This is a genomic window from Citricoccus sp. SGAir0253 (genome assembly GCF_005877055.1).
Classification (GTDB): Bacteria; Actinomycetota; Actinomycetes; order Actinomycetales; family Micrococcaceae; genus Citricoccus.
Genome location: NZ_CP039424.1, coordinates 1016902 through 1041713, shown reverse-complemented (window position 1 = coordinate 1041713; position 24812 = coordinate 1016902). Strand labels below are relative to the sequence as shown.

19 protein-coding genes and 1 pseudogene are annotated in these 24812 nt (G+C 73.7%); 9 read left to right on the top strand and 11 right to left on the bottom strand.

The genetic code is table 11. From position 1 onward, the window contains the following. Positions 1-6: 6 nt before the first annotated feature. Complete coding sequence (locus tag E7744_RS04785) at positions 7-1143, bottom strand: GuaB3 family IMP dehydrogenase-related protein (protein ID WP_137773146.1); 1137 nt, start codon at positions 1141-1143, stop codon at positions 7-9. Between the two features lie 52 nt (positions 1144-1195). Beyond that, entirely contained in the window at positions 1196-2740 is a 1545-nt protein-coding gene (gene guaB / locus E7744_RS04780) for an IMP dehydrogenase (protein WP_305764212.1), read from the bottom strand. 232 nt (positions 2741-2972) lie between these two features. Between guaB and E7744_RS04775 the strand changes: the two genes are divergently transcribed. Next, positions 2973-4352, top strand: coding sequence for a dicarboxylate/amino acid:cation symporter (locus E7744_RS04775; RefSeq protein ID WP_137774843.1), 1380 nt, complete (start codon positions 2973-2975; stop codon positions 4350-4352). Between the two features lie 298 nt (positions 4353-4650). Here E7744_RS04775 and groL read toward each other — a convergent pair. Beyond that, positions 4651-6242 (bottom strand): annotated as a pseudogene (gene groL, locus E7744_RS04770) (chaperonin GroEL). Positions 6243-6427: 185 nt separating this feature from the next. Next, complete coding sequence (gene groES, locus E7744_RS04765; RefSeq protein WP_137773144.1) at positions 6428-6724, bottom strand: co-chaperone GroES; 297 nt, start codon at positions 6722-6724, stop codon at positions 6428-6430. 386 nt (positions 6725-7110) lie between these two features. Between groES and E7744_RS04760 the strand changes: the two genes are divergently transcribed. Genes E7744_RS04760 through E7744_RS04745 form a run of 4 tightly spaced genes read left to right on the top strand, consistent with a single transcriptional unit; the run spans position 7111 to position 11337 of the window. Next, complete coding sequence (locus E7744_RS04760; protein WP_137773143.1) at positions 7111-8193, top strand: siderophore ABC transporter substrate-binding protein; 1083 nt, start codon at positions 7111-7113, stop codon at positions 8191-8193. After that, the gene (locus E7744_RS04755) at positions 8193-9383 is read left to right on the top strand and encodes an ABC transporter permease (RefSeq protein ID WP_168199759.1); all 1191 of its coding nucleotides are present in this window, start codon (positions 8193-8195) and stop codon (positions 9381-9383) included. The genes E7744_RS04760 and E7744_RS04755 overlap by 1 nt, the downstream gene beginning before the upstream one ends. After that, positions 9380-10429 (top strand): iron chelate uptake ABC transporter family permease subunit, encoded by a 1050-nt coding sequence (locus E7744_RS04750; RefSeq protein ID WP_137773142.1) that lies wholly within the window; start codon positions 9380-9382, stop codon positions 10427-10429. The genes E7744_RS04755 and E7744_RS04750 overlap by 4 nt, the downstream gene beginning before the upstream one ends. 2 nt (positions 10430-10431) lie before the next feature. Then, positions 10432-11337: an ABC transporter ATP-binding protein gene (locus tag E7744_RS04745; RefSeq protein WP_246858546.1), complete on the top strand. Its 906-nt coding sequence runs from the start codon at positions 10432-10434 to the stop codon at positions 11335-11337. Between the two features lie 205 nt (positions 11338-11542). Here the strand turns inward: E7744_RS04745 and E7744_RS04740 are convergent, their stop codons facing one another. Continuing rightward, the gene (locus E7744_RS04740) at positions 11543-13000 is read right to left on the bottom strand and encodes a class I SAM-dependent methyltransferase (RefSeq protein ID WP_137773141.1); all 1458 of its coding nucleotides are present in this window, start codon (positions 12998-13000) and stop codon (positions 11543-11545) included. On the opposite strand from E7744_RS04740, the gene E7744_RS04735 reads away from it, so the two are divergent. Continuing rightward, complete coding sequence (locus tag E7744_RS04735; RefSeq protein ID WP_137773140.1) at positions 12999-13592, top strand: hypothetical protein; 594 nt, start codon at positions 12999-13001, stop codon at positions 13590-13592. The genes E7744_RS04740 and E7744_RS04735 overlap by 2 nt on opposite strands. A 48-nt stretch (positions 13593-13640) precedes the next feature. On the opposite strand, the gene E7744_RS04730 is transcribed toward E7744_RS04735, so the two are convergent. Then, positions 13641-15569, bottom strand: coding sequence for a glycoside hydrolase family 3 N-terminal domain-containing protein (locus tag E7744_RS04730; protein ID WP_371415378.1), 1929 nt, complete (start codon positions 15567-15569; stop codon positions 13641-13643). A gap of 134 nt (positions 15570-15703) precedes the next feature. Between E7744_RS04730 and E7744_RS04725 the strand changes: the two genes are divergently transcribed. After that, entirely contained in the window at positions 15704-16927 is a 1224-nt protein-coding gene (locus tag E7744_RS04725) for a glutamate--cysteine ligase (protein WP_137773139.1), read from the top strand. A gap of 118 nt (positions 16928-17045) precedes the next feature. Here the strand turns inward: E7744_RS04725 and E7744_RS04720 are convergent, their stop codons facing one another. Further along, positions 17046-18284, bottom strand: coding sequence for a tRNA (adenosine(37)-N6)-threonylcarbamoyltransferase complex transferase subunit TsaD (locus E7744_RS04720; RefSeq protein ID WP_210417158.1), 1239 nt, complete (start codon positions 18282-18284; stop codon positions 17046-17048). 220 nt (positions 18285-18504) lie between these two features. Between E7744_RS04720 and E7744_RS04715 the strand changes: the two genes are divergently transcribed. After that, on the top strand, positions 18505-19140 hold the full coding sequence (locus E7744_RS04715; protein ID WP_137773138.1) for a hypothetical protein: 636 nt from the start codon (positions 18505-18507) through the stop codon (positions 19138-19140). 66 nt (positions 19141-19206) lie between these two features. On the opposite strand, the gene E7744_RS04710 is transcribed toward E7744_RS04715, so the two are convergent. Beyond that, positions 19207-21024 (bottom strand): cell wall metabolism sensor histidine kinase WalK, encoded by a 1818-nt coding sequence (locus E7744_RS04710; protein WP_137773137.1) that lies wholly within the window; start codon positions 21022-21024, stop codon positions 19207-19209. 88 nt (positions 21025-21112) lie between these two features. Between E7744_RS04710 and E7744_RS04705 the strand changes: the two genes are divergently transcribed. Further along, positions 21113-22036: a response regulator transcription factor gene (locus tag E7744_RS04705; protein ID WP_137773136.1), complete on the top strand. Its 924-nt coding sequence runs from the start codon at positions 21113-21115 to the stop codon at positions 22034-22036. A 19-nt stretch (positions 22037-22055) separates the two neighbouring features. On the opposite strand, the gene E7744_RS04700 is transcribed toward E7744_RS04705, so the two are convergent. The 3 genes from E7744_RS04700 to E7744_RS04690 all read right to left on the bottom strand — a co-directional run bounded on the left by E7744_RS04700 (position 22056) and on the right by E7744_RS04690 (position 24705). Beyond that, on the bottom strand, positions 22056-22460 hold the full coding sequence (locus E7744_RS04700; protein ID WP_246858545.1) for an Hpt domain-containing protein: 405 nt from the start codon (positions 22458-22460) through the stop codon (positions 22056-22058). Positions 22461-22739: 279 nt separating this feature from the next. Next, complete coding sequence (locus tag E7744_RS04695; protein WP_137773134.1) at positions 22740-23279, bottom strand: GNAT family N-acetyltransferase; 540 nt, start codon at positions 23277-23279, stop codon at positions 22740-22742. A 178-nt stretch (positions 23280-23457) separates the two neighbouring features. Then, positions 23458-24705 carry an acyl-CoA desaturase gene (locus E7744_RS04690; RefSeq protein WP_137773133.1) on the bottom strand — a complete coding sequence of 416 codons (1248 nt, stop codon included), beginning with the start codon at positions 24703-24705 and terminating at the stop codon, positions 23458-23460. Positions 24706-24812 lie beyond the last annotated feature (107 nt).

The window sequence follows — 24812 nt, the reverse complement described above, 5'->3', positions numbered from 1 at the left end:
GGGGGCTCAGCGGTCGCGGGCGGGTGCCACGAGGACCTCGACCTTCTGGAACTCCTTGACGTCCGAGTACCCGGAGGTGGCCATGGCCCGCTTGAGCGCGCCCATGAGGTTCGAGGTGCCGCTGGTGTGGTGGCTGGGCCCCCACAACACGTCCTGCAGGCTGCCGACGGTGCCGACCTGGGTACGGTCGCCGCGCGGCATGTCCGCGTGCGCGGCCTCCCCGCCCCAGTGCCAGCCGCGGCCGGGGGCCTCGGAGGCGCGGGCGAGGGCGGCGCCGAGCATGACGGCGTCGGCGCCCATGGCCAGGGCCTTGACGATGTCGCCCGAGGTGCCCAGGCCGCCGTCGGCGATCACGTGCACGTAGCGGCCGCCGGACTCGTCCATGTAGTCCCGCCGGGCCTCGGCGATGTCCGAGATGGCGGTGGCCATCGGCACGCGGATGCCCAGCGCGCGGCGGGTGGTGGTGGAGGAGCCGCCGCCGAAGCCGACGAGCACGCCGGCCGCACCGGTGCGCATCAGGTGCAGGGCCGGGGTGTAGCCGGCCGCCCCGCCCACGATGACGGGCACGTCCAGCTCGTAGATGAACTTCTTCAGGTCCAGCGGCTCGCGGTTCTGGGACACGTGCTCGGCGGACACCGTGGTGCCGCGGATGACGAACATGTCCACGCCGGCGGCCAGGACGGTCTCGTAGTACTCCTGGGTGTGCTGGGGGGTCAGCGAGCCGGCCACCACCACCCCGGCCTCGCGGATCTGGGCCAGCCGGGCGGTGATGAGCTCGGGCTGGATGGGCCGGGCGTAGATCTCCTGCAGCCGCCGGGTGTTGGACGGGGAGTAGTTCGACGGCTCGAACGCCGCGATCTCCTCCAGCACCGGGGTGGGGTCCTCGTAGCGCGTCCACAGGCCCTCGAGGTTGAGCACGCCCATGCCGCCGAGCTGCCCCAGCGCGATGGCGGTGTCCGGGCTCATCACGGAGTCCATGGGGGCGCCGATCACGGGCATGTCGAACCGGAACGCGTCGATCTGCCACGCGATGGAGACGTCCTCGGGGTCCCGGGTGCGCCGGGTGGGCACCACCGCGATGTCGTCCAATGCGTAGGCCTGGCGTGCGCGCTTGCCGCGTCCGATCTCGATCTGTTGGGTCACGCATCCAGCCTAGTGCAGGCGTGGGACAGGATCGCCCCACGCCCGCACGCGGTCACCGGGAGCGGTAGTTCGGCGCCTCGACGGTCATCATGATGTCGTGCGGGTGCGACTCCTTCAGCCCGGCCGGGGTGATGCGCACGAAGCGGCCGTTCTGCTTGAGCTCGCCGATGCTGCGGGCCCCCGTGTAGAACATCGTCTGGCGCAGCCCGCCCACGAGCTGGTGGACCACCGCGGACAGCGGGCCGCGGTAGGGCACCTGGCCCTCGATGCCCTCGGGGATCAGCTTCTCGTCCGAGGGCACGTCGGCCTGGAAGTAGCGGTCCTTGGAGTACGAGCGCTTGCCCGTGCGGGTCTGCATCGCGCCGAGCGAGCCCATGCCGCGATAGGCCTTGAACTGCTTGCCGTTGTAGAACACCAGGTCACCCGGGGACTCGGCGGTGCCGGCCAGCAGGGAGCCGAGCATCACGGAGTCGGCCCCGGCGACCAGCGCCTTGCCGATGTCGCCGGAGTGCTGCAGGCCGCCGTCGGCGATCAGCGGCACGCCCGCCGGGATGGTGGCCTTGGCCGCCTCGTAGATCGCGGTGATCTGCGGGACCCCGACGCCGGCCACCACGCGGGTGGTGCAGATCGAGCCCGGGCCCACGCCCACCTTCACCGCGTCCGCGCCGGCGTCCACGATCGCCTTGGCCCCGGCGTAGGTGGCCGCCTGGCCGCCGATGACGTCCACGTGCGCCGACGCCGGGTCCTTCTTCAGGCGGGCGATCATGTCCAGCACGCCCTGGGTGTGCCCGTTGGCGGTGTCCACCACGAGGACGTCCGCGCCGGCCTCCACGAGGGCCATGGCACGCTCGTAGCCGTCGCCGAAGAAGCCCACGGCGCCGCCGACGCGCAGGCGGCCCTCGTCGTCCTTCGCCGCGTCCGGGTACTGCTCGGCCTTGTCGAAGTCCTTGACGGTGATCAGGCCCTGGAGCTTGTCGTTCGCGTCCACGAGCGGCAGCTTCTCGATCCGGTGCTCGGAGAGCAGGGCCACGGTCTCCTCGCGGGAGATGCCCACGCGCGCGGTGATGAGGGGCATCCGCGTCATGGCGGACTCCACGGTGCGGTGCTCGAACTCGGCGCGGGGGATGAAGCGGGTGTCGCGGTTGGTGATGATGCCCAGCAGGGTGTTGGAGCCGTCCACGACCGGCAGGCCGGAGACGCGGTACCGGGCGCACAGCTCGTCCAGCTCGGCCAGCGTGGCGTCCGGGCCCACGGTCACCGGGTCGGTGATCATGCCGGACTCCGAGCGCTTGACGCGGTCCACGTGGGCCGCCTGGTCCTCGATCGAGAGGTTGCGGTGGATGATCCCGAGCCCGCCCTGGCGCGCCAGGGAGATGGCCAGCGGCGCCTCCGTCACGGTGTCCATGGCGGCCGAGATCACCGGGATGTTCAGCGTGATGCGCTTGGTCAGCCGCGTGGCCGTGTCGGCGTCCGCCGGGATCACGTCGGTCGCGTTGGGCAGCAGCAGGACGTCGTCGTAGGTGAGGCCGACGAAACCGAAGGGATCGGCGGCGGTGGCCACCGGTTCGTCAGAGGGACCGGGAATCTGTGCGCTCACGGGCGTAGGGCCTTTCGGTCGGTGGATTCAGACCAGTCTAGGCCCGTCCGCATGGTTGAGGGCTTTAGTTTGCTCACACCCCTGCGTGAGCCGCCGCGCGCGAGCCGCGCCACACGTCCGTCACATGGCGCAATGCCATTCGGCGTCCGTGGTATGTGCCGCCTAGCCTTCTGCGGTGAAGAATTCCCACCGCACCGCCCCCGCCCCCGCCGCGCGCCGGTGGCCCGCCTGGATGACGGGCTTCGGCCCGCAGATCCTCGCGGCCCTCGTCGTCGGCCTCGTCCTGGGCCTGGTCGCCCGCTCGACCGGCCACAGCGAGGAGACCCCGACCGGCCTCGGCGTCACCCTCCAGGTGATCGGCTCCAGCTACGTCTCGCTGCTGAAGACCACCGTCATCCCGCTCGTCTTCTTCGCCGTCGTCGCCTCGATCGCCAACCTCGCCAAGGTGACCAACGCCGCCCGGCTGGCCGCCAAGACCCTGCTGTGGTTCGGCATCACCTCGCTGATCGCCGTGGTCGTGGGCCTCGTCATCGGCGCCGTGATGCAGCCCGGCGTGGGCACCGGGCAGCAGGCCCCCGAGGGCTACGAGGGCAAGACCGGCAGCTGGTGGGCGTTCCTGCAGGGCCTGGTCCCCTCGAACTTCCTGGGCCTGTCCGCCAGCACCGCCGCCGCCGAGGACGGCACCCTGTCCACCTCCGTCAGCTTCAACGTGCTGCAGGTGCTCGTGATCTCGATCGCCGTGGGCGTCGCCGCCCTCAAGCTCGGCGAGCGCGCCCGCCCGTTCCTGGACTTCTCGGCCTCCACGCTCGAGGTCATCCAGAAGGTGCTGTGGTGGATCATCCGCATCGCCCCGATCGGCACCGTCGGGCTCATCGGCAACGCCGTGGCCAGCTACGGCTGGGACACCATGGGGACCCTGGCCAAGTTCGTGGTCGCCATCTACGTGGGCCTGGCCGTGGTGCTGCTGGTCGTCTACCCCGTGCTCGTGAAGGCCCACGGCCTGTCCGTCCGGCAGTACTTCACCGGCATGTGGCCGGCCTTCCAGCTCGGCTTCGTCTCCCGCTCCTCCATCGGCACCCTGCCGGTGACCCAGCGGGTGGCCGAGCGCAACTTCGGCGTCCCGCGCGGCTACGCCTCCTTCGCCGTGCCGCTGGGCGCGACCACCAAGATGGACGGCTGCGCCGCGATCTACCCGGCCATCGCCGCCCTGTTCGTGGCCCAGTTCTTCGGCCTGGACCTGGCGTGGAGCGACTACCTGCTGGTCATCGTGGTCTCCGTCCTGGGCTCCGCCGCCACCGCGGGCACCACCGGCGGCGTGGTCATGCTGACCCTGACCCTGTCCACGCTGGGCCTGCCGCTGGCCGGCGTGGGCCTGCTGCTCGCCGTCGACCCGATCGTGGACATGGGCCGCACCGGCGTGAACGTGGTGGGCCAGGCGCTCGTCCCGGCCCTCGTGTCCAAGCAGGAGGGGATCCTGGACCAGGACCGCTACGATGCCAGCCGCGCCGGCGCGAACCTGCTGGCCGACGACGAGGCGGACCTCCTCGACGCCGGGCACGACGGCGGCGCCGGCACCGGCGCGGAGCGCCGCCCCGAGGCGTCCCGCGCCTGAGGCCCCTCCCCCGGGCGCCCCGTCCGGGCCCCGCGCCCCGCGCGCAGCACATCATCCCAGGATGGACATTTCCCCCGTGCATTCACGGGGGAAATGTCCATCCCGTCATGTCCGGGGCCTTCCGGCCGACCGCAGGGGACCCGACACCCCGCAGGCCGACACCTTAGAGACACCCTCAACAGGACCAAAGACGACGTGGCATCCCCCGCCTCTGCGGGGGATGCCACGTCGTCGTTGTCAGCGACGCCCGGGGGCGTCAGTGGCCCCGGCGGACCGGGCCACTCGCCAGGTCAGGGGATCAGTCCTCGTCCTCGGCGACCTTGTCGGCCACCAGGGTCTCGGTGGTCAGCACCAGCGCCGCGATCGAGGCGGCGTTGGCCAGGGCCGAGCGGGTGACCTTGACGGGGTCGATGACGCCGTCGGCGAGCAGGTCGCCGTACTGGCCGGTCTTGGCGTTGAAGCCGTGGTTCGGCTCCAGCTCCGCGACCTTGGCGGCCACCACGTAGCCGTCCTCGCCGGCGTTCTGGGCGATCCAGCGCAGCGGCTGGACGAGGGCCTTGCGGACGATGTTCACGCCCACGGCGGCGTCGCCGTCGAGGGACTTGACGGCCTCGTCCTCCTCGAGGGCGGACAGCGCGTTGATCAGCGCGGTGCCGCCGCCGGCCACGATGCCCTCCTCGAGCGCGGCACGCGTGGAGGACACGGCGTCCTCGATGCGGTGCTTGCGCTCCTTGAGCTCCACCTCGGTGGCCGCGCCGACCTTGATGACGCCCACGCCGCCGGCCAGCTTGGCCAGGCGCTCCTGCAGCTTCTCGCGGTCCCAGTCGGAGTCGGTCGCCTCGACCTCGGCCTTGATCTGGGCCACGCGCGCCTTGACGTCCTCGGCGGAGCCGGCACCCTCCACGATCGTGGTGTTGTCCTTGGTGACGGTCACGCGGCGGGCGGTGCCGAGCACCTCGAGGCCGACCTGGTCCAGCTTCATGCCGAGGTCCGGGGAGACGACCTGGGCGCCGGTCAGGGTGGCGATGTCCTGCATCATGGCCTTGCGGCGGTCGCCGAAGCCCGGGGCCTTGACGGCCACGACGTTCAGGGTGCCGCGGATCTTGTTGACCACGAGGGTGGACAGCGCCTCGCCCTCGACGTCCTCGGCGATGATGAACAGCGGCTTGGAGGCCTGCAGCACCTTCTCCAGCAGCGGCAGGAACTCGGCCACGTTGGAGATCTTGCCGGAGTTCAGCAGGATGTACGGGTTCTCCAGGACGGCTTCCTGGCGCTCGGCGTCGGTCACCATGTACGGGGACAGGTAGCCCTTGTCGAACTGCATGCCCTCGGTGATCACCAGCTCGGTGGAGGTCGTGGAGGACTCCTCGATGGTGATGACGCCGTCGGTGCCGACGGTGTCGAAGGCGCGCGCGAGCAGCTCGCCGATCTCGTCCGACTGGGCGGAGATGCCGGCCACGGCGGCGACCTGGTTGCCGGAGACGTCCACGGCGTTCTCGCCCAGGCGCTTGTCCACGGCGGCCACGGCGGCCTCGATGCCGCGCTTGACGTCGCTCGGGCGGCACCGGCGGCCACCTGGCGCATGCCCTCGTTGACGAGGGCCTGGGCCAGCACGGTGGCGGTGGTGGTGCCGTCGCCGGCCACGTCGTTGGTCTTGGTCGCGACCTCCTTGGCCAGCTGGGCACCCATGTTCTCGTACGGGTCGTCCAGCTCGATGTCGCGGGCGATGGTCACGCCGTCATTGGTGATCGTGGGGGCGCCCCACGACTTGTCGAGGACCACGTTGCGGCCCTTGGGGCCGAGGGTCACCTTGACGGTGTCGGCCAACTTGTCGATGCCGGCCTGCAGTGCGCGGCGGGCCTCATCGTTGAAGGCAAGCTGCTTCGCCATGAACGAAGCTCCTTTCGTACCGGAAGTCTGGGAAGACGGGGAGGGATGCTGGGATGGCGGCCGGCGTCCGGTCCCGGACGGGAGGGGACGACGGCGGCGCCTGACGCGACCAGGCCCGGCCGGCTCGGTGCCGGGCCGGGCCTGGGCGGCTCAGCCGGGGGCCGGCAGGGCCTCCCGGCCGGAAGTCACTTGGTGACGATGGCCAGCACGTCGCGGGCGGAGAGCACGAGGTACTCCTCGCCGCCGACCTTGACCTCGGTGCCGCCGTACTTGGAGAACAGCACCACGTCGCCCTCGGAGACGTCCACCGGGATGCGCTTGCCGTTGTCGTCGACACGGCCGGCGCCGACGGCCACGACCTGGCCCTCCTGCGGCTTCTCCTTGGCGGTGTCCGGGATCACCAGGCCGGAAGCGGTGGTCTGCTCGGCTTCCAGCGGACGGACAACAATGCGATCCTCGAGGGGCTTGATGGAGACAGACACGTCTGCACTCTCCTTCTTCTGTGGTGGGCCAGACCAGGGGGTCCGACCGGCGTCAGTGGATTCTGCTGTGCGCCGTAGGCTGGCCAACCGTCGTCGCGGGTGCCGGATGGCAGGTCCTTCAGGCTTGGCACCCGGTGCCCCGGAGTGCCAGAAGTGACTCTAGGACGTGCTTTAGCACTCGGTCAAGGCGAGTGCCAAAGGCCCCCGGCGCGTAATACGCGCGCCCCATGTGACGCAATCGCGCCCGTCGCTTGCACTTAGGTAAGGCTTACCTCTACGCTCAGCCCAGAAGCTTGGAATACGAACCATTTGCCGCACCCCTCCGGTCCCTCCGGCGGGCCCGCGCTGCGGGAGGGTTCCCCTCCCCCGACCCCCGGAGTACGACCGTGTCCCTCACCTCCCCCTCGCCCGTTTCCGACGCCGCCCCCGTCTCCCGCCGCGGCCGCCGCGCCGCGCTGCTCGCCGTCGTCGCCGTGTCCTCGCTGGCCCTCACCGCGTGCGGCGGCGGGGCGACCGGCAACGGCGAGGGCGCCTCCGGCAGCGCCTCGGCCGAGGCCTCGGGCGAGGCCTCGGGCGAGACCGTGACCGTGGAGCACGCGCAGGGAACCACCGAGGTCCCGGTCGACCCGGAGAAGGTCTTCGTGTTCGACCTGGGCGTCATGGACTCGATGAACGCCCTGGGCGAGCAGCCGGCCGGCGTGCCCGAGGCCGTCTACCCCGAGCAGCTGCAGCCGGTGGCGGACGCCGCCGAGGTGAAGATCGGCGCCATGAAGGAGCCGGACTTCGAGACCATCGCCTCCGAGGCCCCGGACCTGATCATCATCTCCGCGCGCACCGCCGAGGCCTACCCGGAGCTGTCCAGGATCGCCCCGACGATCGACCTGTCCGTGGACCAGTCCGACCAGATGGGCTCCTTCGAGGAGAACGTCACCACGCTCGGCGCGGTCTTCGGCAAGGAGCAGGAGGCCGCGGACCGGCTCGAGGCCGTCGAGGCCAAGGTCGAGGACGCGAAGTCCACGCTCAAGGAGGCCGGCGACACCGACGGCCTGGTGGTGCTCACCTCCGCCGGCGAGGTCACCGCCTACGGCGCGGGCTCCCGCTTCGGGCTGATCCACGACGTGCTCGGCATCCCGACCGCTGCGGACGTGAAGGCCGAGGGCCCCCACGGCCAGTCCGTGTCCTTCGAGTTCATCGCCCAGGCCGACCCGGAGAACCTCTTCGTCATCGACCGCGACGCCGCCACGGGCGAGGGCGGGGACACCGCCGCCGCCGTCCTGGACAACGACCTGGTCAACGGCACGAAGGCCGCGCGCAACGGCAACGTCATCCAGCTGGACCCGGCCGACTGGTACCTCGTGGGCTACGGCCTGGACTCCCTGCCGCGGATGATCGACGAGGTCGTCAACGGCGTCGTCACCGAGTCGACCACGGACGCCGGCTCCGCCGAGGGCGACGACTCCGGCAACTGATGACCACCTCCCAGGCCAGCCGGCCGGCGTCGTCCCTGCGGGGACGGCGCCGCCGCTCCCCCGCCGCCCCGGCCCGCCCCGTCTCCGACCGGGGCGGGCTGGCCCGCATCCCGGCCCGGGCCCCCGTCCGGGTGCCCGGCGCCACGGACCCCGTGGAGGTGCGTGCCGTGCGGGCGCACGCCGAGGAGCACTGCGTCACCTCCCGGGAGCTGCGCAGCTTCCGCACCTCGCGCGCCGCCCTGCGGCTCGGCGCGGTGGGCATCCTGGTGCTCGCCGTCGTGTCCATGTTCGTGGGCGTCACGGACGTCCGCCCCGGCGCGCTGCTCGCCGGTGACCCGGCGGCCTGGCACGTGTTCACGGTCTCCCGCCTGCCCCGCACCGCGGCCGTGCTGCTGTCCGGGCTGGCCATGGCGGTGGCGGGCCTCATCATGCAGCTGATGGTGCGCAACCGCTTCGTGGAGCCCTCGACCGCCGGCACGGTCGAGTCCGCCGCGGCCGGGCTGCTCGTGGCCACCCTCTTCCTGCCGGCCCTGCCGCTGATGGGCAAGATGGGCGTGGCCGCGGTCTTCGCCCTGGCCGGCACCGCGCTGTTCCTGGCCATCATCCGCCGCGTGCCCGCCCGCTCCACCCTGCTCGTGCCGCTCGTGGGCATCATGCTCGGCGGCGTGGTCGCGGCCGTCACCACGTTCTTCGCCTACCGCACGGACCTGCTGCAGACCCTGAACACGTGGATGATCGGCGACTTCTCCGGCATCGTCGCGGGCCGCTACGAACTGCTGTGGCTCGTGGGTGCCCTGACCCTCGGCGGGTACCTCGCCGCCGACCGGTTCACCGTGGCCGGCATGGGCCAGGACGTGGCCACCAACCTGGGGCTGGACTACCGGGCCGTGATGGCCCTCGGGCTCGGGCTCGTCTCGCTGATCTCCGCCGTGGTGGTGGTGACCGTGGGCGCCCTGCCGTTCCTGGGGCTCGTGGTGCCGAACCTGGTCTCCATGGTCTTCGGGGACAACGCCCGCACGGCCGTGCCGTGGACCGCCGTCTTCGGCGCCGGCTTCGTCCTGGCCTGCGACATCATCGGCCGCACCGTGCGCTACCCCTACGAGATCCCCGTGGGCACCGTCATCTCGGTGGTGGGCGCGCTGCTGTTCCTCGTCCTGCTGCTGCGCACCCGCACCGGGCGGTCCGCGTGACCACCGACCTCACCAGCTCCCCCGTAGCGGGGCACCGCCGCACCGTCGAGACCCGCGGCGGCCTCGACGTCCGCCCCGGTGCCGGCCGGCGCCGGGGCGACCGGCGCGCGTGGCTCGTGGTGGGTGCCCTCGGCGCCCTCGCGGTCGCCTGCCTGGCCGCCTTCGTGCTGGTGGACCTCACCGGGGCGGTGGCCTACATCCTGCCGCGGCGGCTCACCACGGTGGCGGCCATGGTGCTCGTGGCCTACGCCGTGGGCGTGTCCACGGTGCTGTTCCAGACCGTGACGGGCAACCGGATCCTCACCCCGTCCATCATGGGCTTCGACGCGCTCTACGTGCTCGTGCAGACCGTGATGGTATGGGTCTTCTCGGCGCAGTCGTTCCTCAGCGCCCCCGCGCCGCTGCGCTTCCTGCTGGAGGCGGTGGTCATGGTCGCCTTCGCGGTGGCGCTGTACCGGTGGCTGTTCACGGGGGCACGGCAGTCGCTGCACCTCGTGCTGCTGATCGGGATCGTGTTCGCGACCCTGTTCCGCGGGGTGTCCGCCCTGCTCCAGCGGCTCATGGACCCGAGCGAGTTCATCGTGCTGCAGGACCTGTTCTTCGCCTCCTTCGGGATGGTGGACCCGCAACTGCTCGGCATCGCCGCCGTGCTGCTCGCGCTGGCCTCGGTCCCCGTGTGGCGGATGCGGCACGAGCTGGACGTGCTGGCCCTGGGCCGGGACACCGCCGTGTCCCTCGGCGTGGACCACCGGGGCCGCACGCTGCAGGTGCTCGTGGTGGCCGCGGTGATGGTGGCCGTGTCCACCGCCCTCGTGGGACCCGTGACGTTCTTCGGGCTGCTCGTGGCCAACCTCGCCTACCAGGTGGGGGCGTTCCGGCACCGGCTCGTCCTGCCCGCCGCGGTGTTCCTGGGCATCGTCATGCTCTCCGGCGGCCAGCTCGTGCTGCAGCACGTGTTCGGGTTCGACACCGCGTTGAGCATCATCATCGAGTTCGCCGGCGGGATCGTGTTCCTCGCCATGCTGTTGAGAGGGAAGGTGCGCTGACCATGGGTCTGGTGGACTTCATGAGGCCGGGCCGCGGTGCCGCGGTGCCGGACGCCGAGGCGCCGGTCACCCCGGCCGGCCTCGCTCCGGGAGGTGACGGGGCCGGCGTCGGGCCCGTGGACGAGCGGGATCCTCGGGCCGGGGCGCTCGCCATCGCCCTGCACGCGGTGCACAAGACGTACGAGGGCACGCGCGTGGTGGACGACGTCACGGCGGTCGTCCCGGCGGGCGGCGTCACCTCGATCATCGGGCCGAACGGCGCGGGCAAGTCGACGCTGCTGTCCATGATCGGCCGGCTGCTGTCCGCGGACGGCGGGACGATCGCCGTCGCGGGCCGGGACGTGTTCGGGACCGACACCCGCGAGCTGGCGCGGCGGCTGGCCGTGCTGCGGCAGGAGAACACCACCACGGTGCGGCTGACGGTGTGGGACCTCGTCTCGTTCGGCCGCTTCCCCCACCACGGCGGGCGCCCCGGGCCGGAGGACGAGCGCCTCATCGGCCAGGCGCTGGGCTACATGAACCTGCACCAGTACGCGGGCCGCTACCTCGACGAGCTCTCGGGCGGGCAGCGCCAGCGCGCGTACATCGCCATGGTGCTCGCCCAGGACACGGACGTGCTGCTGCTCGACGAGCCGCTGAACAACCTGGACATGAAGCACGCCGTGGAGATGATGCGGCTGATCCGGCGCATGGCGGACGAGCTGGGCAAGACCGTGGTCATCGTCATCCACGACATCAACTACGCCTCGTGCTACTCCGACCAGATGCTCGCCATGCGCGACGGCCGGCTGGTGCACCAGGGCACGCCCGAGCAGATCATGGACAGCGACGTGCTGCGGGAGATCTACGACGTGGAGATCGCCGTGGAGGAGATCCGCGGCCGGCGGATCGGGATCTACTTCAGCTGACCCTACCGGCGGCGGCCGGGAGGGGTCGTGGGGTGGTGGCGGCCCCCCGGTCGGCCGCCTGCGGGGGCGCCGAACGTCGGCGCGTGCTCCGTCCGTGCCCAGAGGACATGTCCGGGCGGGACCCGGGGGCGACGTGTCCTCTCGGTGATGACGGATGCCTCAGGCGGGCCGGACCCACCCCACGGCGCCCCGGACGAGGACCCGCTCAGGCCGGGGTGACCTCGACGGCGACCCGCTCCTCGCCGATGCGCGTCAGCACGAGCGTGGCGTGCCGGGCCGCGGCGCCCTTGGCTCCCTTCGCTCCCTTGGCTCCCTTGCCGCCCTTCACACCCTTCGCCCCCTGCCCGGCCATCAGCTGGCGCCGCAGCTCCTCGGGCGTCACGGCCATCCCGCGCTTCTTGATGTCCAGCCGGGCGACCCCCGTCTCCCGCACCCACCGGCGCAGGCCCTTGACGTTGAAGGGCATGACCGACTCGATGCGGTAGGCCCGGGCGAACGGGGACTCCACGAGCTCGTCGGCGCGGAAGTAGGCGATGTGCTCGTCCAGCAGCGCCCCGCCCGCCGCGGCGAAGTCCCGGTGGACGAGGTCCGCCACCAGCCCGGCGCGGATGACGGCGCCGTCGGGCTCGTACAGGTAGCCGGTGAGCGCCGCGGTGCCCCCCACGGGGACCTCCGGGGAGCCGCCGAAGCCGGTGGCGGCGGTGAGCTCGTGGTGCCCCTGCCCCGCCCCGGACAGCACGAGGGCGCTGCGGCGCACCCCGGCGCGGGCCAGCGCGTTGAACCAGAGCACGGCCTCGGTGACGTCGCCGTCCACGGACACCCACTGCGCCTCGCAGCCGGCCGGCACCGCCTCGTGCGGCAGTCCCGGACCCAGCTTGACCCCGACGGCGGCCCCCTCGTCCGCGAGCGACTCGACGAAGGACAGGGGCGGGGAGAACGCCTCGGGGTCGAAGACGCGGCTCGAGCCGGACGTGGAGACCACCCGCCGGGCGGGGTCCAGCCAGTAGCCCTCGGGGGCGGCCGTGGCTCCCGCCGCGCCGCCGGCCGGCGCCGCCGCCTCACCCGCCGCGGCCCCGGCCTCGGTCGTCCGGGAAGCCCGGGTCCCGGCCAGCCACTCGCGGGCGTCGGCGCAGACGACGGAGGCGTTCGGGAACGGCATGAGGTTGACCGTCGCGGCGGCGGCCACGGTCTCGTCCCGCTCCACCGCGGTGACCTCGACGTCCAGGGCGGCCAGGGCCATCGCGTCCGCCCCGAGGCCGCAGCCGAGGTCCGCGACGGAGCGGACGCCCGCCGCGATGAACCGGCCGGCGTGCAGGGCCGCCACGTTCATGCGCGTGGCCTGCTCCAGCCCCGCCCGGGTGAACACCATGTGGGCGGCGAAGGGGCCGAACTTGGCGGCGGCCTGCGCGCGCAGCTTGAGCTGGGTGAGCACGGCGGAGACGAGCTCCGGGGCGTGGCCCTCGGCGCGCAGCCGGGTGGACACCGCGAGCGCCTCGGACTCGCGGTAGTCCTCCAGCGAGTTCAGCAGCCGCCAGCCCTCCGGGGTCAGCACGGGGGCCAGCACGGTGGCGTCGCGGCCGGGGCTCCCCTCGGCGGCGGACGACGGGACGGGGGCTGTGGAGGAAGGCACCCGTCCACGGTACCGGCGGTACGCTGGAAACATGTCCCGTCGACCCGAGTCCCGCCCGTCCCTGCCCGACTCCGCTCGCGACGACCGCCACGGCGCCGATGCCGACCGTGGCCCCGAGCCCGACCCCCAGCACGATCATCGCTTCGACCTCATCGGGCGCTTCGAGGAGGACCCCTGGGACGAGGAGGGGCACCCCGAGGACGCCGACGGCGCCTCCGAGGGGGGCCGGTCGGCCGGCGACGGCGGCTCCGCCCGGTCCCGGGAGGGCGCACCGACCGGCGACCGGACCGCCCGGTCCGCGGCCGGCGTCGTGGGCCGCGGCTCGCACGCCGCCCGCCAGGCGCAGTCCGCCCCGCTGTGGTGCAAGGTGCTGCTCTACGCGTCCATGGCCGTGGGCGTGCTCGCGGCGCTGCTGCTGATCATCACGGTGGTCGCGCAGGTGTTCGTGGCCGGGACCTTCACCCTCGGCGGCGGCGACCTGCTCTCGGACTCCGAGACCGCCCGCGCGGTGCGCCGGGACGTGGTCTGGGTGCCGCTGACGGGGCCGCTCGTGGCCCTCGGCGCCTCGTTCGTGGGGCTGTGCGTCGCCGCGTTCGGGATCTTCCGGGCCCGCCGCCAGGGCTGAGCCGCCGCCGGGACGTCGCCGGGACGTCGCCGGGAGGACGTCCCGGCGTCAGCAGCCCGTGCCCGCGGGCCAGTCCCCCACGTCCACGGGCAGGGCGCCCGTCGCCTCGGCCTCGCCGCGCAGCACCTCCACGAGGGCCGCGAACGCCCCGGGCGTGCGCCCGTAGAGCGCGACCAGCGCGCCGTCCGGGGACACGGAGGACCGGGCCAGCCCGAAGGGCGCGTCCAGGGCCACCACCACGTCCCCGCGGCCGGCCCCGCGCGCCGAGCCCACGAGGTTCACCACCGGGCCGCTGCCGACCACCAGGCCGGCCTCCCGCGCCGCCTGCTCCAGGCGCTGCCGGTCCCGCGGGTCGCCGCCGGTGACCTGCAGGGAGTCGGTCACGAGCGGATCCCCGCACGTGCCCTCGACGACCGTCACCGCCGCCGCGGAGACCTCGCGCGAGACGTCCGCCGCGTCCTGGGCAGGGTCCCCGGCCTCCCCGGTCCCGCCGCCCAGCGACGCGGCCACCTCCTCCGGTCCGGCGGCCTCGAGTTCCCCGGCCAGCCGGTCGCGCCACATCAGCATCGTCACCACGCGCCGGGCGGCCTCCTCGAGCCGTTCCGCGGGCACCTCGCCGGACTCCACGGCCTCGACGATCGCGTCCCGCGCCCCCGGCACCGAGGAGGGCATCAGCAGCAGGTCGGCCCCGGCCGCGAGCGCCCGCACGGGGGCCTCGTCCGGGCCGTAGCGCTCCACGAGCGCGCCCATGTTGAGCGCGTCGGTCACCACCACGCCGTCGTAGCCGGCACCCTCCGGCCCGCCGAGGCCGCGCAGGGCCTCGTACGCGGGGGCGGACACCGACGCCGGCACGTCCTCCTCCAGCTCCGGCACCACGATGTGGCCCATCATCACCATCGGCGTGTGGGCGCCGGAGGCCCCGACCGCCGTCGGGCCGCCCAGCAGCGCCGCGAAGGGGCGCCAGTCCCGCTCCCGCAGCTGTGCGGCGGTGGCGTCCTGCACCGGCGCGATCACGTGCGAGTCCTCGGTGACGGAGCCGTGGCCCGGGAAGTGCTTGGGCGCCGGGAGCAGGCCGGCGTGCAGCAGGCCCCGCGTGGCCGCCGCGCCGAGCTCGCCGACGACGGCCGGGTCGGAGGAGAACGCCCGGGCGCCGATGGTCGGGTCCGCCTCGCCCACGGTGACGTCGATGCTCGGCGCGAAGTCCGTCGTGAAGCCCAGCTCGGCCAGCTGCGCGCCCATGAGCCGGTGCCCGCGCGCCGCCAGTCCCGTCGCGCCCGCCCCGTCCTCGGCCGGGCCCTCCGAGCCCGCCGCGGCCGCGCCGTAGCTCATCGGCGTCGGCCACTCGACGAGCGGCTCCTGCACGCGGGCCACGAGCCCGCCCTCCTGGTCCACGCCCACGATCCCGCTCCAGTCACGCCCGGCCTCCAGGGCGGTGCGCGTCTCGTCGAGCTCGGCGGCCAGCGCGTCCACGTCGTCGGTGCCGTCCGGGGCGACCGGGACGGCGTCGCCCATGACGATCACCCCGCCGAGGTTCAGCTCGCGGACGGACGCCGGGTCGGTCCCCTCCGCGCCGAGCTGGCCCACGAGGACCTGTCCCGCCTGCTCCTCGACGCTCATGCCGGCCACCGCCTCCCGCGCCGCGCGCTCCGTCTGCTGCGAGGGCGCCCCGAGGGCGGCCTGGAGCGGCGTGGGCTCGGGGGTGGCCTCGCCGGTCCCCGTGGCCCCGGCCGGTCCCGACGACGGCGCTCCCGTCCCCGTGCCGCTCCCGTCGGTGCCGGGCGGGGTGGCCGTGCACGCGGTCGCGGCCAACAGGACCGCGCCCGCGGCGGCGACGGCCCGGACGACCCGGCGGGCGCCGCGCGGCGTGCGGGCGGAACCGTCCCGGGCCGTCCCGGGGGCCGTCGTCGGGCCGGCGGCGGACGGGTCGTGCGGGGGGCGCGCGGTGGGCGGGCAGGAGCGGTGGGCGGAGTCGGTCACCATCCCATCGTAGGGAGGGCACGCGTCGGGCCGGCGCACCGTGCGCCCCTAGGATGGCAACTGCCGACCGTCCCCGCCGCGTATCCACCGGACCCGCACCGATCCCCGCCGAACCCCACCGACAGGACCCCCGCATGCACCTGCCCTTCGCCCGCTCCGCGCAGTCGACCCTCGGGGTGGAATGGGAGCTCGCCCTCGTGGACGCCGCCGACGGCACCCTGCGCCCGGTCGCGGACCGGGTGCTGGCCGGCGTCGCGGACCAGGCCGGGCTGCACCTGGGCCAGGAGCACCCGCACGTGAAGCCGGAGCTGCTGCTGAACACGGTGGAACTCGTCACGGACGTGTGCACCACGGTGGACGAGGCTATCGGCCAGCTGCGCGAGTCCGCCCGGAAGGTGCGGGAGGTGACCGGACCGATGGGCGTGGAGTTGTACTGCCAGGGCTCGCACCCCTTCGCCCAGCCCACGGAGGAGCCCGTCACGCCGGCGGACCGCTACGGCAAGCTCATCGACCGCACCCAGTGGTGGGGCCGGCAGATGCTCATCTACGGCGTGCACGTCCACGTCGGCCTGGACGACGTGCGCAAGGCGATGCCCGTGGTGGACGGCCTCGTCAACTACGTCCCGCACTTCCTGGCCCTGTCCGCCTCGAGCCCGTTCTGGGCCGGCGTGGACACCGGCTACCAGTCCCAGCGCACCCTGATGTTCCAGCAGCTGCCGACCGCGGGCCTGCCGTTCCAGTTCCCGGACTGGGATGGCTTCGAGCGCTGCGTCGCGGACCTGGTGCACACCGGCGTGATCGACGACGTCACCGAGTGCCGCTGGGACGTCCGGGCCGTGCCCCGGCTGGGGACGGTGGAGATGCGGGTGTGCGACGGCGTCGCGACCCTCGAGGAGATCGCCGCGATCGCCGCCCTGACGCAGTGCCTCGTGCAGGACTTCTCGGACACCCTGGACGCCGGCGGCACCATCCCCACCATGCCGCCGTGGCACGTGCAGGAGAACAAGTGGCGCGCGGCCCGCTACGGCCTGGAGGCGATCATCATCCTCGACGCCGCCGGGGACGAGATGCTCGTGACCGAGCACCTGCGCTCCGAGCTCGAGCGGCTGGCCCCCGTGGCCGAGCGGCTGGGCTGCGCGGCCGAGCTCGCCTCCGTCGAGGACCTCATGCACGACGGCGGCACGCCCGCCCGCCAGCGCCGCGTGGCCGCGCACGCCGCGCACGCCGCCTCCGTCGAGCAGGCGGAGTCGGCCGGGCTGCCCGCCTCGGCCCCGCTGGACGGGCACGACGTCGTCGCACCCCTGCGCGCCGTCGTCGCCGACGCGGTGGGCCGCACCCGCGCCTCGATCGGCAGCTGATGGCGGGCGACACGGCGTCGCCGTCGAGGTTACGTACACGATGCACGGCGGGTTCCACGGCGTGTCGCCCCCTCGGGCGTGTACGTGACCCCGGGCGGCGGCGGGGCGCCGGCCGGGGTCAGGCCACGAGGGAGATCTCGCCGACCGGCTGGCCCGGGTCCGCGGCGAAGCCCAGGCCGGAGGGGGCCACCCCGTCCATCACGAGCTGCGCGCCCAGGGCCGCCACCATGGCGCCGTTGTCCGTGCACAGCCGCGGCGGCGGCACGGTCAGCCCGATCCCGGCGGCCGCGCACCGCTCGGCGAGCAGCCCGCGCAGGCGGGAGTTCGCGGCCACCCCGCCGCCGAGCACCAGGTGCTCCAGGCCGTGCTCGGTGCACGCCCGCACGGCCTTGGCGGTGATCACGTCCGCGACGGCCTCCTGGAAGGACGCGGCGATGTCCGCCGTCGGGATCCGCTCGTCCGGCACCCCGGCCGCCTCGAACTGCTCCACGCAGCGGGCCACGGCGGTCTTGAGCCCGGAGAAGGACCAGTCGTGGCGGTGCCGCCCGGGCTCCTCCGCCGTCCCGACAAACTTCGGCGCGCTGAGCCCGCGCGGGAACCGGAACGCCGTGGGGTCGCCCTGCTGCGCGAGCCGGTCGATCACGGGCCCGCCGGGGTATCCGGCCCCGAGCAGCCGCGCCACCTTGTCGTAGGCCTCGCCCGCGGCGTCGTCGATCGTGGAGCCGAGCAGCTCCACGTCCGAGGTGAGCCGGTTGACCCGCAGGATCTCGGTGTGCCCGCCGGAGACGAGCAGCGCGCCCAGGTGCCCGGGCAGCGCTCCGCCGTCCCGCTCGCCCAGCACGGCGGCCGGCCCCCTCCCGGTACCCGCCGGGGTCCCGACGGCGCCCGCCCCGGTCGCCGGGTCGGCCGCGGCTCGCGCCCCGGTCACCTCGTCCAGGACGCCGACGCCCACGTGGGCCACCAGGTGGTTGATGCCGTAGAGCGGCGTGCCGGTGGCCAGGGCGAGGGCCTTGGCGCCGGCGACGCCGACCATGAGCGCCCCGGCGAGCCCGGGCCCGGAGGTCACGGCGATCGCGTCCAGGTCCGCCAGCGTGACCCCGGCGGTGTCGAGGGCCTGCTGCAGGGTGGGGATGAACTCCTCGAGGTGGGCGCGGGCGGCGATCTCGGGGATGACCCCGCCGAAGCGCACGTGCTCCTCCATCGAGGAGGCCACCGCGTTGGCCAGCAGCTCCGTGCCGCGGACGATGCCGAAGCCGGTCTCGTCGCACGAGGACTCGATCCCCAGCACGAGCGGGGCGCGGCGTTCGGTCGCGGGGGCGGACGGGGCGGCGGACGGGGAGGTCTCGGGCGCTGGCATGCCCTCCATTCTAGGAAGCGTCCGGGACGCCGGGCGCCGGTGGCCGCCCGCGGCTGCGTGGGGGGCGCACCACGTGCTCCGGCCCCGGCGGTCACCGCCTCCACTCGTCTTCCACGCGCCTGGCGCCGCACCCCTGTCCGCCCGGGGGCCGCTCACTAGACTGGGGCCCGCGGCGATCCCCCGGCCGCGTTCCCCCGACGACTGCAGAGGTGGGGTTACCGTGACCGTTCGTGAGGCCGTCTCCCGGTGGACCATCAGCCGGTGTGAACCCCTGGTGTCCGATGCCTACCGGAGTGCCGCGAGCGATGAGCTGCGGCGCCTGTCCGCCACGGAGCCCCAGTGGTTCGGGCTGTGGGCGGCCGGCGTGCTGACGGACCTCGTGGAGTCGCTGGATCCCGAGGACCCCTGGCGCAACACGTCCGAGGCCGACGGCGTGGTGGTGCTCCCCGACGGCTCGCCCTTCGGCACGTGGCGCAACGCCACGGACCTGCTCCCGGTGCCGGTCGAGGCCGACCCGGCCCTCGACGTCGGGCTGGCCGCCCTGGCCGAACCGCTGGGACTGGCCTCCACCCGGGCGTGGCTGGCCGCCCGGTCCGGCCGGGAGGCGGTGGTGGCCGAGCTCGCGGCGATCGACGTCGGCGGCGCCTACCCGGTGGCCGTGCCGGCGATCGAGTGGGCCATGTTCCGGCGTCGGCTGTTCATGGGGCAGGAGGACGCGTACATCCCGCAGGCGTGCATCGCGTGGGCGGCCCGGGCCGAGCACATCGCCCGGGCCGAGGCCTGGGACGAGTCCGGCGCGGCCCGGCTGCGCGCGGGGTCCCGCGTGGAGCCCGGCAGCTGGCGGCTGCTGGCCTGAGCCGGCGCTCCCGAGCGGGACCGGCGACCGAGCGGGACCGGCATCCGGGGCGAGCGACCGCCCCCGTCAGGCGCCGCGCCGGCCCTCGTCGGCGGGGCGGGGCCGCCCCTCGGCGCCGCCGTCCTCCCGGGCCCCGCCGCCCGGACCGGCCAGCGGGATCCACGCCGTGAACACGGAGCCGACGCCCGCCTCCGACCGGACGGTGATCTCGCCCTCGTGGCCGCGCACGAAGCTGCGGGTGAGCGCCAGCCCCAGCCCGGTCCCGGGGATGGCCGCGCGCCGGACGTACTCGCTGCGGTAGAAGTCCCGGAACACCTGCTCCAGCTCCTCCGGGGTCATCCCGATCCCGGTGTCCGCGACCTCGAGCTCGGCCCGGTCCCCCACCTCGCGCAGCGTGACCGTCACGGAGCCCCCGGCCTCGGTGTACTTCAGCGCGTTGGAGACGAGGTTGTCCGCCACCTGGCTCATCCGCGCCCGGTCGGCCCGTGCGTGCAGCGACTCGGGCAGCCGCGCCTCGAGGGCGACGCCGGCGTGTGCGGCGCGCACCTGCGCGGAGTCCACGCTGTGCGCCACGAGCGGCACGAGGTCGGTGTCCTCCGGCGTGATCGACGTGTCCCCCGAGGCGCTCTCCAGCAGGGTGTTCACGAGGTCCAGCAGCCGCTCGGCGTTGCGCAGGCAGGTGGCGAGGTAGCCGGCCAGCCGGGCGTCCTGCTCGTCCTCGATCGCCAGGTCCAGGAAGCCGATGATCGAGGTCAGCGGCGTGCGGAACTCGTGGGTCACGTTGGCCATGAACCGCTCGCGCGAGCGGACGGCGTCGAGCAGGTCGGTGACGTTGTGGAACACGACCACGGTGCCGTCGAACGCGCCGCGCTCGTCCCGCATGGCCTGCGCGGAGATGGACAGGAACTGCTGGTTGCCCACGGGGCCCAGGGCCACGAGCCGGCCGGAGAAGCTCTCCCCGTGCACCGCACGGTAGACCGGCCGCTCCGTGACGGGGATGGGCGTCCGCCCGTCCGCCTCGAAGGCCAGCAGGTCCCGCTCGGGGGCGTCGTGCCGTCCCGGCGGCTGGCCGATGAGGTGCTGGCGCCGCTGGGCGGCGTTCATCAGCAGCCCCCGGCCCCGCCGGTCCGTGACGAGGATCCCGACGTCGGTGGCGTCCAGGACCGCGGCGAGGCGCCGGTTCTGCTGCCGGATCTCCGCCAGCGACTCCTCGAGCTCGTCGCGCTGCCGGTCCATGCTGCGGGACAGGATGCTCGCGGCGACGCCGAGCGCGAGCATGAACAGGGGGACCAGGGTGGGGCGGAAGACCTCGCCCGTGGTGAGCTGGTCGAGATTCGTCAGGTAGGGCCACCACGTGACCGCGGCGCTGCCGAGCACGCCGAGGCCGATCCCGGCACAGGGGTAGACGCCGCTCCAGGCCAGCCAGAAGACCGGGAAGGCGCAGAGCATGGACATCCCGTCCAGGTCGTGCCGGGCCGAGGACCAGATCGGGGCGATCGCCACGAAGTCCAGCAGCGGGATCGACCAGTAGGCCACGGTGGGCAGCCGGTCCCAGGGCACGGCGGCTGCCAGCGCGGTCAGCCCCAGCACCCCGCCGAGGCCGAGGGACAGTGCATGGGAGTCGATCCGTCCCACCTCCGTGGGGAGGACGAGCAGGAAGAGTGCCACGACCATGACGGACAGCGTCAGCGGCAACTGGGAGAGCACGACGCGCAGCCGCAGGGACAGCGCCCCGAAGTAGACCTCGCCCCCGCCCGGCACCGAGTCGCCGGGGGCCGCCGTCGGGCCCTGCGGGGGGTCCGGGAGCCGGTCCAGGATGGACTCGGGGCCGGGGGCCACGGGCCCCGCGCCGTCCGGGAGGGGGACCTGCGAACGTCCGGGCATGTCACCGCTCCGTTCTGGCGCTGGGAGGCCTCTATGCTGTCGATCATCACGATAGCCTTGGATCACAGTCAGCACGGGGGGTTCCACAGTGGAGGATCGGCGCGTGGCCGTGGTCGTCGAGGACGACGAGGACATCCGCGAGCTGCTCGTGGCCCTGCTGGGCCAGTCGGGCTTCGAGGTCCATGCGGCCTCCAGCGGCGCCGAGGGCGTCGAGGCGGTCGAGCACTCCGACCCGGTGATCGTCACGATCGACCTGGGCCTGCCGGACATCGACGGCTACGAGGTCACCCGCCGGGTCCGCCGGCTCACCGACGCCTACGTGGTCATGCTGACCGCCCGCGGCGAGGAGATCGACACCCTGATGGGCCTCGACGCCGGCGCCGACGACTACCTGACCAAGCCGTTCCGGCCCCGTGAGCTGCGTGCCCGGATCGAGGCCATGCTGCGGCGCCCGCGCTCCGCGCCGGGCGGCGAGCCGGCCCCGCACGATCCGGTGCCCGGCGCCCCCTGCCCGGACGGCGACCCCGCGCCCACGGCGCCCGCGCCTCCCGCCGCACCGCGCGGGAGCACGAACGGATCGGCCGGTGGCGCGGGCGGCTTCGGCGCCCCCGCTGCAGGGTCGAACGGGTCCCCGGCCGGGGCCCACGGCGGGACGGTCCGGACCTCGGTCGAGGAGCGGCTGCACCTGGACGGGCTGGTGCTCTCCCCGCAGGTGCACCACGTCTCGGCCGCGGGCCGGGAGGTGGCCCTGACGCCCACCGAGTTCACGCTGCTGGAGACGCTGCTGCGCAGCGGCCGGGTGGTGCGGTCCAAGACCGAGCTCTCCCGCATCCTGCGCGGCGAGTCCGCGGACGCCGGCACCTTCGTCTCCGAGGCGGACGCCCGGACCGTGGAGGTGCATGTGGGCAACCTGCGGCGCAAGCTCAAGGACGATCCGCGGGAGCCGCGCTGGATCGAGACCGTCCGCGGCATCGGCTACAGGGCCACGGACTCGGCGCGCCCGGGCGCATAGGCGGCGGGCCGGCGGCGCGTCAGCGGTCTGCGGAGGCCTGGCCCAACCGGCGCTCCAGGAACAGCCGCAGCTGCTGCGCGGTCTCCACGGCGAGCCGCCGCAGCCGGGCGACGATCTCCTCGAGGCAGGAGGCCTCGGGCCACCGCGCCGGTGCGGCCGAGGCCGGGGCCACGCTGGACATCAGGGCCCCGGCCAGCTCGGACAGGCCCACGGCCCCCACCATGGCCGAGGAGCTCTTGAGGGACAGCACGGCGTCCAGCCAGTCGTCCCGGTCCCGGTGGCTCAGGGCGTGGCGGAGCCGCTCGACGCGGTGGTCGAGCATGGCCGCGTAGCGGCGGATGAAGGCACTCAGGACCGCCGGGTCATCCAGCTGAGCCCCCAATCGGTCCAGTGCATCGGTGTCGAGGACCGGCGCAGTGGTCATGTCTCCATGATCGCCCGGGCGCCCGTGGAAGGAGACGTGCATACGCCCAACTTTGACTCAAGATGTCCGCCCGCGACCTTCGGCCAACCTTGAGCAAACAATCGGCCGAAACCGGCGAACCTCTTGAGGGTCCGGGCGTTGACTGGATCACATCGGGGACGCAGGAGCCACGAGACCAAGCTTTCGCCCACCGCCTGCCCCGTGTGACCGTCTCGAGACGCGAGGACTGGCGGCCGGATTCCCCCTCCGGCCACCAGTCCTCGCTCCGTTGGGAGGGTGTCAGACGGTGATGCGCCGGCGCATGATGAGCGCGTCCACCGGTGGGTGGCCGTGGCCGCCCGGGTAGTAGCCGGCGCGCGTGTGGATGTGCTCGAAGCCGTGGCGCAGGTAGAGCTGCTGGGCCCGCTGGTTGTCGGCCCGCACCTCGAGCAGCACGTCGCGCGCCCCGCGCCGGGCGGCCTCGGCCACCATCCACTGGAGCATGGCCGTGCCCAGCCCGCGCCCCTCCGCCTCGGGCACCACGGCGATGGTCTGGACGTCGGCCAGCGGCGGGACGCACATCAGCCCGCAGTACCCGACCAGGCCGCCGTCGTCCCCGCCGGCGCCCGGCGCCCCGGCCGCCGCGACGACCCGGTAGTCCCGCGTCCGGCCGTGGTCCTGCGGCCCGGCCTGGGACAGCTCCTCCTCGAAGAACTGCAGCGGCCAGGCGTCGTGCGGGAACAACCGGGTCTCGAGGGCGTGCACGGCGGGCAGGTCCTCGTCCGTCATGGGGCGCAGGACGTAGCCGTCGGGCAGGACGGGATCGGGCGGCAGCAGCATGCGCGCCATTCTACGAACGGGCGCCCGCCGCGTGACCTGTCCACCGACCCCACCCCCCACCGTCACGTACACGACGCGCGGGGCGACACGCCGCACGGGCCACCGCCCGTCGTGTACGTGACCCTCGGGAGGGGTCGGGGCCCCGGCCCCTCCCCTCGGCCCTGGCGCCCTGGCCCGCCTACTTCCCGTTCGGCAGCGCCAGGCGGAAGATCTTGCCCCACGTGGAGCCGATCTGCCGGTGCAACGGGCCGGTGTTGTACGGCAGGCCGTAGCGTTCGCAGATCTCCCGGACCTGCACGGCCACCTCGGCGTACCGGTTGGAGGGAAGGTCCGGGAAGAGGTGGTGCTCCACCTGGTGGGAGAGGTTGCCGGTCATGAAGTGCATCAGCCTCGAGCCGGAGATGTTGGCCGAGCCGATCATCTGCCGCACGTACCAGTCACCGCGCGTCTCGCCCTCGACCATCTCCTCGGTGAAGGTCTCCGCCCCCTCGGGGAAGTGCCCGCAGAAGATCACCGCGTGCGCCCAGATGTTGCGCAGCCCGTTGGCCACGACGGTGCCGAGCAGCGCCTGCTTGCCGGAGCCGGAGACCAGCTGCGCGGCCAGCGGGGTGGCGGCGTAGTCCTTGGCGAACTGCCGCGCGGCCTTCAGGCCCACCACCTTGAGGTCGTGCATGAGCTCGGCCGTGGACTTCTCGCCGGCCTTCACGCGGTCGATCTCGAGGTCGTACAGGGCGATGCCCCACTCGAAGATCGGGGCCAGGCCCGCGTTGATGACGGGGTTGAGGATGTGCTTGGGCTCCCACGGCTGGTCGGCGTCCACGCGTAGCACGTTGTAGCCCACGTCCCGGTCCTTGCCGATCACGTTGGTCCAGCGGTGGTGCAGGTCGTTGTGGGTGTTCTGCCAGGCCTTGGACGGGGTGACGAAGTCCCACTCCCACGTGGTCGAGTGGATGTCCGGGTCCCGCATCCAGTCCCACTGGCCGTGGAGCACGTTGTGCCCGATCTCCATGTTCTCCACGATCTTGGCGACCGTGAGCATGGCGGTGCCGGCCACCCAGGAGGTCTTGCTGCGGCTGTTCAACAGGCACGCGCGGCCGGCGACCTCGAGCCCGCGCTGCAGCCGGATGACCCGGCGGATGTAGGCGGCGTCGGAGGCCCCGCGCTGCGCGAGGATGCCGTCGCGCACGGCGTCGAGCTCGCGGCCGAGCTCGGCCACCTGCTCATCGGACAGGTGCGCGGCCGCGGGCGGGCGGACGGCGGGCGCGCCGCTCGCGGCGAGCGCCCCGGGCCGCACGGTCGCGGACGTGGTGGTGGGCACCCAGCTGACGGTGTCCGGGCCGGCGACGGCGTTCGGCCGCTTCCCGGAGGTGAGGCGGCCGGCGGCCTGGGCCAGTCCGGCGGTCCGGCGGTCTGCGGTGAGGGTCATGGTTCTCCTAGGGGTCGGGAGAGGGAGGATCGGTGGGCGTCCGCGGACCGGTGGGCCCGACGGCGCGGGGTGGGTCAGGTGCCGGGGCCAGCGTCGGGAGGGCGCCC

Coding starts and splice junctions, on each gene's coding strand:
- E7744_RS04695 (WP_137773134.1), bottom strand. CDS start 23,279: ATGCTGCTGCCGCCCGATCCCGTCCTGCCCGACGGCTACGTCCTGCGC.
- E7744_RS04740 (WP_137773141.1), bottom strand. CDS start 13,000: ATGTTTCCAGCGTACCGCCGGTACCGTGGACGGGTGCCTTCCTCCACA.
- E7744_RS04725 (WP_137773139.1), top strand. CDS start 15,704: ATGCACCTGCCCTTCGCCCGCTCCGCGCAGTCGACCCTCGGGGTGGAA.
- E7744_RS04735 (WP_137773140.1), top strand. CDS start 12,999: ATGTCCCGTCGACCCGAGTCCCGCCCGTCCCTGCCCGACTCCGCTCGC.
- E7744_RS04690 (WP_137773133.1), bottom strand. CDS start 24,705: ATGACCCTCACCGCAGACCGCCGGACCGCCGGACTGGCCCAGGCCGCC.
- E7744_RS04710 (WP_137773137.1), bottom strand. CDS start 21,024: ATGCCCGGACGTTCGCAGGTCCCCCTCCCGGACGGCGCGGGGCCCGTG.
- E7744_RS04755 (WP_168199759.1), top strand. CDS start 8,193: ATGACCACCTCCCAGGCCAGCCGGCCGGCGTCGTCCCTGCGGGGACGG.
- E7744_RS04700 (WP_246858545.1), bottom strand. CDS start 22,460: ATGACCACTGCGCCGGTCCTCGACACCGATGCACTGGACCGATTGGGG.
- E7744_RS04720 (WP_210417158.1), bottom strand. CDS start 18,284: ATGCCAGCGCCCGAGACCTCCCCGTCCGCCGCCCCGTCCGCCCCCGCG.
- E7744_RS04775 (WP_137774843.1), top strand. CDS start 2,973: ATGACGGGCTTCGGCCCGCAGATCCTCGCGGCCCTCGTCGTCGGCCTC.
- E7744_RS04745 (WP_246858546.1), top strand. CDS start 10,432: ATGGGTCTGGTGGACTTCATGAGGCCGGGCCGCGGTGCCGCGGTGCCG.